13 protein-coding genes are annotated in these 13,193 nt (G+C 44.0%); 7 read left to right on the top strand and 6 right to left on the bottom strand.

Annotated elements, in window-relative coordinates; translation table 11 throughout:
• Positions 1-46: 46 nt before the first annotated feature.
• Positions 47-1,021 carry a prolyl aminopeptidase gene (gene pip, locus AC4IFB_RS07720; protein WP_490776805.1) on the bottom strand — a complete coding sequence of 325 codons (975 nt, stop codon included), beginning with the start codon at positions 1,019-1,021 and terminating at the stop codon, positions 47-49.
• Positions 1,022-1,869: 848 nt separating this feature from the next.
• On the opposite strand from pip, the gene xoxF5 reads away from it, so the two are divergent.
• The 4 genes from xoxF5 to AC4IFB_RS07700 all read left to right on the top strand — a co-directional run bounded on the left by xoxF5 (position 1,870) and on the right by AC4IFB_RS07700 (position 5,829).
• Positions 1,870-3,672 (top strand): lanthanide-dependent methanol dehydrogenase XoxF5, encoded by a 1,803-nt coding sequence (gene xoxF5 / locus AC4IFB_RS07715; protein ID WP_490779843.1) that lies wholly within the window; start codon positions 1,870-1,872, stop codon positions 3,670-3,672.
• A gap of 50 nt (positions 3,673-3,722) precedes the next feature.
• Positions 3,723-4,256, top strand: coding sequence for a cytochrome c family protein (locus tag AC4IFB_RS07710; protein ID WP_490776807.1), 534 nt, complete (start codon positions 3,723-3,725; stop codon positions 4,254-4,256).
• 116 nt (positions 4,257-4,372) lie between these two features.
• Positions 4,373-5,227 carry a substrate-binding domain-containing protein gene (locus AC4IFB_RS07705; RefSeq protein WP_490779842.1) on the top strand — a complete coding sequence of 285 codons (855 nt, stop codon included), beginning with the start codon at positions 4,373-4,375 and terminating at the stop codon, positions 5,225-5,227.
• Complete coding sequence (locus AC4IFB_RS07700; RefSeq protein WP_490779841.1) at positions 5,224-5,829, top strand: PQQ-dependent catabolism-associated CXXCW motif protein; 606 nt, start codon at positions 5,224-5,226, stop codon at positions 5,827-5,829. Before AC4IFB_RS07705 ends, AC4IFB_RS07700 begins: the two co-directional genes overlap by 4 nt.
• Before the next feature lie 365 nt (positions 5,830-6,194).
• On the opposite strand, the gene AC4IFB_RS07695 is transcribed toward AC4IFB_RS07700, so the two are convergent.
• The 5 genes from AC4IFB_RS07695 to AC4IFB_RS07675 form a co-directional block, all read right to left on the bottom strand.
• Positions 6,195-6,821, bottom strand: a complete 627-nt coding sequence (locus AC4IFB_RS07695; RefSeq protein WP_490779840.1) for a hypothetical protein — start codon at positions 6,819-6,821, stop codon at positions 6,195-6,197.
• A gap of 3 nt (positions 6,822-6,824) precedes the next feature.
• Positions 6,825-7,631: an ABC transporter permease gene (locus tag AC4IFB_RS07690; protein ID WP_490776811.1), complete on the bottom strand. Its 807-nt coding sequence runs from the start codon at positions 7,629-7,631 to the stop codon at positions 6,825-6,827.
• Entirely contained in the window at positions 7,628-8,365 is a 738-nt protein-coding gene (locus AC4IFB_RS07685) for an ABC transporter ATP-binding protein (RefSeq protein WP_490776812.1), read from the bottom strand. The genes AC4IFB_RS07690 and AC4IFB_RS07685 overlap by 4 nt, the downstream gene beginning before the upstream one ends.
• Complete coding sequence (locus AC4IFB_RS07680; protein ID WP_490779839.1) at positions 8,362-9,363, bottom strand: YVTN family beta-propeller repeat protein; 1,002 nt, start codon at positions 9,361-9,363, stop codon at positions 8,362-8,364. The genes AC4IFB_RS07685 and AC4IFB_RS07680 overlap by 4 nt, the downstream gene beginning before the upstream one ends.
• Positions 9,364-9,429: 66 nt before the next feature.
• Positions 9,430-10,653 carry an ABC transporter substrate-binding protein gene (locus AC4IFB_RS07675; RefSeq protein ID WP_490776814.1) on the bottom strand — a complete coding sequence of 408 codons (1,224 nt, stop codon included), beginning with the start codon at positions 10,651-10,653 and terminating at the stop codon, positions 9,430-9,432.
• Between the two features lie 642 nt (positions 10,654-11,295).
• On the opposite strand from AC4IFB_RS07675, the gene AC4IFB_RS07670 reads away from it, so the two are divergent.
• From AC4IFB_RS07670 to AC4IFB_RS07660, 3 genes are all read left to right on the top strand, one after another.
• On the top strand, positions 11,296-11,820 hold the full coding sequence (locus tag AC4IFB_RS07670; protein WP_490776815.1) for an SRPBCC family protein: 525 nt from the start codon (positions 11,296-11,298) through the stop codon (positions 11,818-11,820).
• A gap of 91 nt (positions 11,821-11,911) precedes the next feature.
• Complete coding sequence (locus AC4IFB_RS07665; protein ID WP_490776816.1) at positions 11,912-12,838, top strand: YVTN family beta-propeller repeat protein; 927 nt, start codon at positions 11,912-11,914, stop codon at positions 12,836-12,838.
• Positions 12,839-12,883: 45 nt separating this feature from the next.
• Positions 12,884-13,177, top strand: a complete 294-nt coding sequence (locus AC4IFB_RS07660) for a hypothetical protein (protein ID WP_490776817.1) — start codon at positions 12,884-12,886, stop codon at positions 13,175-13,177.
• Positions 13,178-13,193 lie beyond the last annotated feature (16 nt).

Raw genomic sequence — 13,193 nt, 5'->3', positions numbered from 1 at the left:
AAATAGTGGCAATCCAGAGGTAATCTATGAGGTGCCCTTATCCCGCCTAACTTCCGGATAACATCACTCTAAACCGGTCAGTCTCATGCAACAGAGCAGAAATCATTGCAGGTTCCTCGATAATATGACCCGTCTGCTGCAGCTGAATAAATCTTGAATCAGGGATAGCCTGGTGCAGTAGCCAAGCCGACTCCATAGTACAGGTCAAATCGAAATTACCGTGTACAATAGAAACAGGCATTGAGGGTAGTGATTCAATTCGACTCAGCAACTCATTTTCATCGATAAAGTAACGGTGATAAGCGTAGTGAGTCTCGATTTTTACCTTTGCCAGCAATCTCTGCCGCTGAATACTCGTTTCACTCGCCCGCTGTGGACTTTTCTCACTATCTTTTGCTTTATGCCAATGAACTATGTGATTACCCCATGCAGACCATCTGCGGGCAGCCTGTAGCGATAGATCAGCATCATCACCATGAACCGCACTATAGTACCAATCTATTAAACCAGCTGATTCCTTACAGTTGGGTATATTTATCGAAAGCCCATTCCACACTTGTGGAAAAAGGCGCTTGAGGCCAACAAAAAACCACTCAAGATCTGATTTTCTTGCTAAAAATGTTCCTCTCAGGATCATCCCGGATATCCTGCCTGGATGAGCTAATGCATAGGCCAAACTCAAGGTGGCGCCCCAAGAGCCACCGAACAGCAGCCAGTTCGAAATACCCAGATGCTCCCGAATCACTTCAAGGTCCGATACAAGATCTTGAGTTGTATTCTGTGATGTATCACCTGATGGTTGAGATTTCCCTGAACCTCGCTGATCGAATAAGATAATTCGATAGGTTTCAGGATCAAATAAACGTCGATGATCTGGAGAACAACCTGATCCTGGACCTCCATGTAGAAATATCACAGGAATCCCCTCTCTATTGCCACTCTCCTCAACATAAAGCCGGTGCTTATCTACTGATATATAGTGAACACTATTGGGTTCACAAGAAGCATAGAGAGATCTCATCTTATTATTGGCCTTTGGGTTGTAATCAAAGGATGGTGAGCACTTAACCATTGGGCAGTTAACCACCTGCTATTGGATTCTTTAAGGGAACATTAAGTATCGTTTAGTTCACTTAAGCCGGGTTGAAATAAAGTGTCCCAGCTGTGACACACACCTAAATTCCACACCGAATAAAATGAATCACATGATTTTTCATGAATTGAGTCTTTCTTATGCATATGTATTTTCTGATAGTTCTAAGCAATACAAGTATCTGAATATTTAGGCGGTATGACAACAAACATAAGCATTATAAACTAATAAACTAATAAACTCTTAACTGATTGTTTTTTAAAAGCACACTAATTATTCATATCAAGTTTGCTAATTATTCAGGTCACTATCCATTTTAAATTCAGTAGTTATGAGACGCTTTTTCATATTTTAAACAGTAAGTTAGATAGCATTTATAAAATATAATAAATAATTACTATATATCTATTTTTTAATATTGAAATCTCGAATAAGGGTTAAGCTAACACTGACGAATGAACTGTTAATTAAATTTTATCTACTTTTAATAGTCTAATATTTATATCACTGAGAACCGCAGATTCTCGCCCTTTTATTTCTATTATTTTATTTGGCACACTAGTTGCTCCTTTCAAATTGTCGCGAAATAAGACTACCTGCATTTATGCGACAGAACATATTTATATACCCAAATTAGGAGTGTTCATTGATAGCAGAGGAGAAGCTATACCGACTATTACGATTCAGTACCGGCAGGATGCCACTTTTTCGAATCGTTTGTTTTCCCTTGTTGAGTAGGTAGTCCCACTAATGAAAAAGACCCGAGGATTTAAACTATGGTAAAAGCAAAACGCAAAGTTTTGGCGATATGCTTCACCGCCTCTGCCATGCTGGCTGCAGCAGGTGGTGTTACAGCAAACTCAGAACTTTTGAAAATGCAAAAGAACGCTGATGACTGGGTGATGCCAAATGGTAACTATGGTAGTACCCGTTACAGTGAACTGAATCAGATCAATGCAAATAATGTTAAAGACTTGAAAGTTGAGTGGACATTCTCAACTGGCGTTCTCCGCGGTCATGAGGGTGGCCCATTGGTATTGGGTGATGTGATGTATATCCATACCCCATTTCCAAACAAGGTTTTCGCTCTCGACCTTAATGATAGTGGTAGGATTATCTGGAAGTACGAACCTCGTCAGGATACCAGTGTAATTCCTGTTATGTGTTGTGACACAGTAAACCGTGGACTGGCTTATGGTGATGGCAAGATCCTCATGTCACAAGCCGATACAACACTGGTTGCCTTGGATGCAAAAACAGGCAAGAAAATCTGGTCTGTGAAGAATGGTGATCCAAGCAAGGGTGAAACCTCAACTGCAGCACCAATGGTCGTTAAGGATAAAGTCTTTATCGGCATCTCTGGTGGTGAATTCGGTGTTCGTGGATCAATGACTGCTTACAGCCTCAAGGATGGTAAGCAGGTATGGCGTGGCTATTCAATGGGTCCAGACAGTGACACATTGATGGATGGCAAGAAAACCACTCATCTGGGTAAACCAGTTGGTAAAGACTCCGGCATCAGCACTTGGCAAGGTGACCAATGGAAAATCGGTGGTGGCGCTACATGGGGTTGGTACTCTTATGATCCAGATGAAAATCTGATCTACTACGGATCTGGTAACCCAAGTACTTGGAACCCGGTACAACGTCCAGGTGATAACCGCTGGTCAATGACCGTTTGGGCTCGTGATGCTGACACTGGTATGGCCAAGTGGGTCTATCAGATGACCCCTCATGATGAGTGGGACTACGACGGTATCAACGAAATGATCCTGGTCGACAAAAAGATCAAGGGTAAAATGCGTAAAGCACTGGTTCACTTCGACCGTAATGGTTTTGCCTACACCATGGATAGAGTAAGTGGCGAACTGCTCGTCGCAGAGAAGTATGATCCAGCTGTCAACTGGGCCACTCATGTGGATATGAAGACCGGCCGCCCACAGGTCGTATCCAAGTACTCCACCCATCAGAATGGTGAAGATGTGAACTCTACCGGCATTTGCCCGGCTGCATTGGGTTCCAAGGATCAGCAACCAGCCTCCTATTCACCACGTACCGGCCTTTTCTATGTGCCGACCAACCATGTTTGTATGGATTATGAACCTTTTGAGGTCTCATATACTGCAGGTCAACCCTATGTTGGAGCAACACTCTCCATGTACCCAGCACCTGGTGGTAACAACCTGGGTAACTTCATCGCATGGGATGCAGACAAGGGTAAGATCGCATGGTCAAACCCAGAGCCATTCTCAGTATGGAGTGGCGCACTCGCCACTGCTGGTGATGTAGTTTTTTACGGTACTCTGGAAGGTTATCTGAAGGCAGTTGATGCTAAATCAGGTAAAGAGCTTTATCGCTTCAAAACACCATCCGGCATCATTGGTAATGTCAATACCTACATGCACAAAGGCAAGCAGTACATTGCAGTCCTTTCAGGACTTGGCGGATGGGCTGGCATCGGAATGGCAGCAGGTCTGACCGATCCAACTGCGGGTCTTGGTGCTGTGGGTGCTTATGCATCTCTCAGTGACTACACCCAACTTGGCGGTACCTTGACTGTTTTCTCACTGCCAAATTAATGAGCTGATGTAGCGCTCTAAACCGTCGCCATTCACGCAGATAAATTAGCGTGAATGGCGACAACATACCAACTGAACAACACCTTTACATGGTAATTTTTACGAGGCTCTATATGCAGCACTTAAGATACAGCAAAACCTTTTTCCTGGCAGCCATGGCGCTCACGTATTCTATAACCAGTTATTCAGCTGCATCCAAAGCCGATTATCGGTCTTTTCAGCCATCACCTGATAAACCTTACTATTTCGAAGATGGAAAAGTTGACTTCGGTACCTATAACGGCTTTCGCCGCTATCATGCAGATTGTCATGTTTGCCACGGTCCCGCTGGTCTTGGCAGCTCTTATGCCCCAGCGCTGATGGATTCTCTAAAAGTCATGACCTGGGGAGATTTCGTCAATGTAGTAATCAGTGGACGGGAAGGCATTGATAACAGAATAATGCCATCTTTTGCTCAAAACGTTGATATCGTAACCAACCTATCTGATATTTATGCTTATTTAAAAGCGCGTTCAGATGGTGTCATTGGGGCAAACAGACCCAAGAAATTCCCTAAAGTTAAAAAAATGATTGCTGACAAGTAAAGACCTCTACACATAAAAAAATAAACAATTGTGTATATTTATCAATAGTACAAGTAGTGATAATCTACTCTGTCATTGATGACTGGTCTAGCCGATAGCAGTGGAGATCAAGAAAAATGTTAAAATCAGGTTCAATCTATTCTGTAAGAATGTTGGACCTTTTTTTATTTCTCTCATTGCTATTCCTGGTAGTAGCAAACACGCCAGCAGAGGCAAAAAACACATTTGAGGCTCGAAACAAAGACTATTTAACAGTCTGTGGAGATCCAAACCATCTTCCCTTCTCCAATAAGGAGATGGAGGGATTTGAAAATCAGATAGCTCAGTTGATTGCAGATGACCTCGAGAAGAGGCTTCGTTATCACTGGTGGCCACAAACGATTGGGTTTGTTCGTAATACCCTTCGAGTTCGTCTCTGTGATCTGGTAATGGGTGTTACCTCAGTTAATGAACTGCTACAAAATACCAACCCTTATTACCGCTCTGTCTACACCCTGGTCTATCGTAAGGATAGTGGACTGGAGATTCAATCTCTCGATGATCCTGCATTGAAGGATCTCCAACTCGGAGTTGTTGCAGGAACCCCACCAGCGACATTGCTAAGTAACTATGGACTGATGGGACAGGTTCATCCGTATCACCGTACAGTAGATACCCGGCTATTTTCACCAGCCACTCAAGCCATTGAAGATGTAGCTATAGGGAAGATTGATATTGCTGTCATCTGGGGACCCATAGCAGGGTATGCTGCCAAGCAGCAATCTACTCCCTTAACTGTCATCCCCCTACCCGCAAAAGTTGATTCAGTGCCATTGGCTTTCAATGTATCGATGGGGATACGAAGACGCGAAAACAATTGGAAGCATCAGTTAAATGAAGAGTTAAAAAAACTTGCTCCAGATATTGAAAAGATTTTACTTCAATATGACATACCGCTGTTAGACTCAGACAACAGACTGATCAAACCTTGATACTGACTAAAACAAATAATCTGCTGGATGGTAAACATATCACAGTAATAGTACTGCTCTATGTTGGCTTGTCTGCTTTAAATCTCTTCGCATCGGAACCTAACTCTACGCTTTTTTCATCAGAAGGTTATCGCATTGCTGATTTTCGTGCGCCGGTTCCTGACTCCGTACCTTCAGGCACAACTTTAACAGCGCAGCAGCTAAAAGATCTAATGGATGAAAAGTCGATTCTGTTGATCGACGTCTTACCAACACCGATAAAACCCAAGGATCGGCCGGAAAATCTCTTATGGCTTCCTCCAGCGAGGTTAAACATCACAGGTTCTCATTGGTTACCCAATGTAGGGTTTGGTGCATTGTCAGATGAACTGGACAACTATTTCAAAGGTAACCTGAAAAGATTGACTAAAGAGGATAAGAAAACCCCTATAGTGATCTACTGCCTGGCAGATTGCTGGATGTCATGGAATGCAGCAAAACGCGCTGCAGAAGAGTATGGCTATAAGAGTATATACTGGTTTCCCGACGGTACCACCGGCTGGGAAAAAATGGGTTTGCCACTGGAACAAAGTTTACCGATACCGATTGAGTCAATTGAATAACCCCGTCATACCCAACCACAATGCAGGCACATCCAATCAAGATGGTATAGGCCAACCGTAGGGTGGGGCCATGCCCCACCTTAAACCGTTGATTGTAGTGGTCAGGTCTTATTTGCTCTTAGTCTATTTTTAAATGGCAAATAAACACACTAATATTGCTTATCAAATATCTTGAACGACCAGTGAAATATTCGAGGCTTATGGTGGGGCATGGCCCCACCCTACTGTACTGGAACAAGGTTTTCCGATACCGATAATAACCCAATCATACCCAACCACAATGCAGACACATCCAATCAAGATAGTATAGGCCAACCGTAGGGTGGGGCCCTGCCCCACCAAACCCAGCTACAAAGCAGGCAAATTCAGTCAAGATAGTATGCAATCGTACGAGCCAATGACCCGAGCTTCTCTTCAACTACCCGCGGGCGAGTACAAAGATATTGGATAAAGGTCTCTCGCTCATCAAACATTCTCTGTTTAATCTCCATCTCATTCTGCATCAGAATAAAACGTGCCTGAGCATCTGGTGAGGGGTCATCCTGCAATCGAACCATCTCATCGAGTTCTTCGCTTAGTCTATTGGCACGTTCTGCCTGTCCTTGGGCATACCGGGTTATACCATCAAGCTCCTTTTTGCGCTTAACATTAAGTGACTCAATAACCCCTGCAAACAGCAGGGTAAGTTTGTTATCTTTCTCCTCAGGTATTTGCTGATCAGCAAAAGTAGCAATTTCCCTGTCTGCATCATCAACTACATAATCCGCTGATACGAATCGCAGAACAAGACTCTCAATCTGCTTATCATGTTGCCAAAGTTTCTCCATCCCATCTATCGATGGCCCGGCCCACACCACAGCCGCTGGCACATCAGAGACATAGGCTTGTTCACACGGCCAATCAGGATTTTTCTCCTCTGCCGCAACCTGAAGTGGAATATTTATACTTATCAGGCAGACAAACAGAAGTTTATTCACTCTCTTTTGAAACAATTTCTAACCTCCTCCCTGTTTTCGGGTCATCAACCCTCGAGCCGGGTCATAACCATAAAGTGCACCAGCCAAAAACAGTAATAGTGAGCCAACAACCGCAAACAGCGCAACCCAACCTATCTGTCCATAGAGCGAAAACCTGATTAGCTCAACAGCATGGGTAAATGGGTTAAAGCGACATATCTCGTAAAGGAAAATACTGGAATCCTTAATGCGCCATAAAGGATAAAGTGCTGAAGATGCAAAAAACATGGGGAATATGACAAAATTCATTACCCCAGCGAAATTTTCTAACTGCTTTATAGCGGAAGATAGCAACAAACCCAATGCGCCAAGCATCAAACCAGATAAAAAGAGTGCTGGAAATGCCAATAGATACCCTATCAGTGGTGGTTGAACATCCCAAAACCAAGCTATTGCAAGAAACAGATATACTTGTGCAATAGAAACCAATGTCCCTGCGGTTAGTTTGCAAAGCAGCAGATACCATCGAGGAAAGGGACTGACCATTAACATACGCATGCTACCCATTTCACGGTCATACACCATGGAGAGAGAGCTCTGCATACCACTGAATAGAAGAATCATCGCAGCCAGACCTGGAACTATATACTCTTCATAAAGAATATAGGTTTCATAGGGGGGGATGATGGATACACCAAGTATTGAGCGAAAACCTGCTGCAAAAATAAAAAGCCACACCAGAGGTCTTACCAGCGCACCAAAAAAGCGTTCTCTTTGGTGCAGGAACCTTAAAGCCTCACGAGCCAGAATACCCCATAAACAGATTAGATACTGCTTTATATTCATGCTTGATCACTTCTTGTGAGACTGTTGAAAGCCGACTTCACACTATCAGTTTCTGTCTCCTGCATAATCTGTTTTGCGCTACCTTGAGCGAGTACCTTGCCCCCATGAAGTATCACCAGACGGTCATCGAGTTCAACTTCATCAACTAGATGGGTAGCCCATAACACACCAATTCCATCCTCACGACAGCGTTTACGAACCTGTTGCAGAATTGCCTGACGACTATGTATATCAAGCCCTACTGTTGGTTCATCTGCGAGTAGAAGAGTGGGTTGATGCAGAAGTGCTCTGACAAGTTCCACACGGCGCCGCTGACCACCACTTAAGGCTCTTACCTTGTCTGTAGCACGGTCTGACAAATCAATTTCATCCAGCACGGTAAACATTCGCTTCTCAATTTTATTCGGGTTCAAGCCCTGTAATGCACAGTGATAGCGAAGATTCTGTATTAATGAGAGATCCAGATCCAGGGTCGGTTGTTGGAATACCACACCCAGTTGAGCTAATGCCTTTCGGGTCTGTTTTTGCAGATCGTGGCCATAGATATCAATCTTACCGCCGCGACTCACAAAAAGCCGGGTAATTAAAGAAAAGAGTGTTGTTTTACCGGCACCATTAATACCGAGTAAGACACAGAACTCTCCCGGTTCCAGGGTAAAGGTAACACTATCCAGAACCGGTCGCTTGGTATAGGAGAAACTGACCTCTTTTAAAGTAAGCGCTGCTTCACTCATTTTTTCACCACAATACCCCACGGTAGACGTCCCACTCTGATCGATTTTTTGACTTTTAACCGATTTACATCGATAACCGAGACATCGTTACTTACCCCATTGGTAGTAAATAAAAATTTTTCATCAGGAGAAAAGGCAAGGTTCCAGACCCTCTGACCTACCAGTAGATATTTCTCAACTTCAAATGTGGAAGTGTCGATGACTGCCACCCTGGCCGCTGGCCCTAAGGCGACAAAGGCCTGTTTGCCATCGCCGGTAATCTTGATGCCAACGGGTTGAATAGTCTCTTTGTGGAGTCCTGGAATCTGAAAACTGATCTTCTTTATAATTTTATGGCTATCTGCATCGATCACGCTGACTGTGCCACCAATCTCTGATGAGACCCATACCTGTTTGCCATCGTTGCTGAACTGAGCTACCCGAGGTCGTTGATCGACCAGCACATTATGTTCAACCTTCAAGGTTTCAAGATTGATAAAGTGCGCCATGTTAGTGGTTTCCGAAGTATTGACCAACCATTTACCATCAGGACTGATACCCATACCTTCAGGTTCCACACCAACCTGGATTTCGGTTACCTTTGAGCGCCCCTCAATATCAACCATGGTCACCATATTGTCATCTTCGTTGGCAGCATAGAGATACTTACCCTGCGGCCCAAGCACAAGCAACTCAGGATCTGGACCAGAAGGTAGTTTGTGAGTAACTTTTAAAGTCGCGAGATCAAGTACTTCGATATGATCGGCATCACTGGCACAGACATAGAGTGTTTTGCCATCTTTACTCAAAGCGATACCCCTTGGTCGCTCTCCTACTGCCACTTCATCCAGTACTTTGAGACTCTCTCCATCGATGATGACTATTTTATTGTCTTTCTCACTACTCACATATACGGTATAAGCCGGTAGAGTTGTGGTAACAAGGGATAGTAGTGTCAACCACAGAAGCTGTCGTTTCAGCAGATAGTCGATTCGACCTCGAGAAGATATTCGAGACATTTAAGACTCCTGATTAATATTTGTTTTTTAGTTCTGGGCCCTGAAACCACTTGCAGAGCAGATTCTTCACTTGGCGCATTTGCTTTCGGGTTTATCGTAACCAAGCGTATCCAAGGTGGAGAACTGATGAAGAAAGCCTTTCTGGGGTGATACTGAGATCATCAATCTCGGTGAGGTGATCAATAACGGTTGTCTCATCTGATTATTCCATTCCCGGTAAGTAACCGGTCTGCCTTTGAAAGCAGCCAGATTGAAATCCCCACTCAGAATATATGATTTCAGTTTTTCCACATCGTTGTTTGATGTGCGAGTCGCCGCTTCGCCAATAGTACGCACAGCCAACCAGGCCGCATAATCTCGATCGCTCATCCAGCGCCCCTGTTTCTCCTTGAAACGACGTTGGAACTGTGTTGCGCCCCACTGTTCATGCACCCCACTCCAGGCTGCCGGTGAGAGACCATGTGATCCCCCTACAGGCCGAGGTAGAAATGTTCGGTAGGTGAGAAACTCACCAAACTCATCATGTTCGTCAGCCACAACAAGAATGTCGTAATCCCCAACCTGGCTGAATACATTGACTGCCTCCTGCTCCCTGTTGTGTCCTGAGTCTGTTCGCCTGGCTCCTGGCTCGAAGGTCCAGATTTTTTCTTCAACTATCTTGTGACCATAACGTTTTGCAGCACGTTTAAGTGCCTCGGCATAAGCCTTGTCCTCAGGATGACGACCTGTTACAAGAAACCACTCATCCCATCTTTTCCAGGTCAGATATTGTGCAAGCGCATCTGCGAGCATCGCACGACTGGGAATGGTATGAAATAGGTTAGCTCTACATTCTTGAAATCTGAGATAGTTTTCTTGGGCACTGATATTGAACAATAACGTGTTCTTTGCCTCTGGCAATTCTGCCAGTTTAAGGAGTTTTTTTGCCGGCAGATTGAGAATAAAGAGCCTGAAGCCCTGTTGCTGCAGTTTGACAAAGGCCTCGACCACTGAATCTTCTGGTTTAATATCAATTGTAGTTAAGCGAAATATCTGACCGGTAAACTGCCCCGTTGTATTATTATCGCTGATACCCTGTTCTGCGCCAGCCAGCCCTGTATTGTCGATAACCGGCTCTAGTAGAGATAAGGGTATGTGCTTATCCTCATGCTCTGATAGCAGGGCAATGGGTATCTCCAGAGATTCTGCGAGCGCAGCACCAGAGAAAAACAACCAGCAGATGAGAAAGATATGTTGCTTTATAAGGCTAGCTTTGCTCTTTTTTTTATAATCAGTAACCGATGTGCTCAAGACAACTCCAGATAAATCTCTCTGACTAAGCGGATAGAGAATCCCTGTTGAAATTTTGCAAATTCCATACCATTAAAGTGTTTCAGTTATTTCAGCAATTACAGTCAATATTTGCCTGGGCTGTCATTTTTTCTGAATCGTTCAGTGTCAATGGTGACACACTCTGTCGGTAATGGTGTCTCACATTGGTCAGCTATTGATCCACAAACCCAGTGATCTGTTCGATACTCAGACCGATAGCAAGCCATTGTGTAGCCTCATCATAGTCCAATTATTAAAGAACAGTTAAGGGATTTTTTCCCTATTATCCACTCAAGTAACAAGCATAATAGAACATAGCCACATTGCGATTGGACGAATAACATTCGATTCCCCATCTAGTGTGGTGCGTCATACTAATTGACGATTCTAGCGAGACGCTAAGTGGTCAGCCTCTAGGCGCGTGCTGCAGGGAATGGCAGGGCCATTCCCTGCGCATTACGCCTTATCTCCTGGCCTGAGCTGGCTTCTAGAATCGTCAATTAGTATGACGCACCACACTAGAGAGGAAAGTGATTAATTTCCGAAAATCAGGCACGAATATTGCTGCCTTGGTTATTTAGAAAGAGAAGAATATCTAAAACTATCCTATTGGAGGTATCTGTGAAAAGAATCCATATTCTCCTTCCTGTCGTACTTCTACTGTTTGCAGTAGTCGCTCATGCCCATGGACCAACCCGTCAAAAGGTTATAGTAAAAGAGCAGATCTCAGCTACACCAGATGCAGTATGGGAACTGATCAAGAACTTTCATGATATGAGTTGGCACCCAGTTGTTGCTAAAACCGAAGGAGATGGGGGGAATACTGTCGGTGCATCACGGACTTTAACCTTGGTGAACGATGGAATAATCCATGAATCTCTAAAGAAATATGATGCTGAAAAGCGCACTTTCAGCTATCGAATTGATTCTGTTGATGTCAAGGTATTGCCTGTCACTAACTACAGTTCAACCCTAAGCGTTAAACCTTCTGATAACGGCGGTAGCCTCGTCACCTGGAAAGGTGCCTTTTATCGAGGATACCCTAACAATGATCCACCTCCAGAACTCAGTGATCAGGCAGCTAAGGATGCCGTAACCGGTGTCTATCAGGGCGGTCTTGCAAACCTGAAGAAGCTCTTGGAATAGGATTACTGTTGATTCTGTCGAAATGAATATAGCACTGGCAAAAAACCATCAATTTAAGATTAAGTCTATTTCTTTATGCTTAATCTTACTGTTGACTGGTTTCACCAGTGCTGTTTTATTCGCCGCACCCTTCGCTTATGTAACAAATCAGGGTGATGACTCAGTTTCTGTCATCGATTTGGCATCTTTGACAGAGACAGCAACCATTGATGTAGGTGCGAAACCTGCCGGTATTGTCGTATCCCGTGATGGTAAGCGCATCTACGTATCAAACCCAGAAAGTAAGGATGTCTACCTCATTGATGGTTCAGATTTCAAAATAGTCACAAGCAAGAAGATTGGGCTTGGACCTCTGGGCATAGCACTCAGCCATGATGACAATCAGGTCTATGTGGCTGATTGGTATCAGGATGTAGTGTACATCTTGGATAGCATAGATCTGTCGGTTGAGGCAAAAATTGCGGTTGGAGATTCACCTTCAGGTCTTGCTGCCAGTAAAGATGGAAAACGACTCTATGTTGCAGATAGAGATGATGACCAGATATCTGTAATAGATATTGATGAACAGCGGGTCATCAGCCGTATTGCGGTAGGTAATCGCCCTTTTGGCATCCGTCTCGATCCAGTTGATAAGAGACTCTATGTAGCGAATGTTGCCAGTAACGACCTTACCGTTATCGACCTTAAAGAAAATAGAGTAATTGCCACGATATCAGTGGGTAGTTCACCTTACGGTGTTGCGATCACACCACTCAATGATCGGGTGTTCGTAACAAATCAACATGATAATACCTTATCGGTTATTGATCCGCTCAGTTTAGAGGAAACACACAGATTGGATATTGGTGAATACCCTGAAGGGATCATTGTAGATCCGATCGGTAACAGGGTTTATATCGCCAACTGGTTTGACAACGAATTGGTAGTACTCAATACCAAAACGTTGCAAATAATTAAGCATATACCCACAGGTGAAAGCCCACGTGCCTTTGGTGTATTTGTTGCTGGCGGAACATAAGCTAATTGTCCCATGAGAAAAACCTCAATACAGGAGGAGTGAACCATGCCTCATCAAACCTTTCCAGAAGACTCTACTCTTAAACGTCATTTTGAATCTACAGTTGAGATGAAACGTCAGAGGTGGCTTCAACTGCCCCCTACCGACTCGATCCTCTACCGACATACGACGATGAGTGGTAAAAATCGATCTAAATCGACCTCAATAAATACCTCAACAACCACTGCTGTTAAATCCTCTGCAGCTAATGCCTCGCCAATGCCGCAGTCAGTAGAGAATATACCCCCTGAAAGAGGGTTTTTAGCAAAATTTTTCAGCTTATTCAGCCGTAGTGCATGAAACAGGAGTTATCTTA

It is taken from the genome of Candidatus Thiodiazotropha sp. AKIB8 (assembly GCF_058244675.1).
Note: the sequence above shows the minus strand (reverse complement) of the source record. Positions and strands in the feature narration are given on the sequence as shown.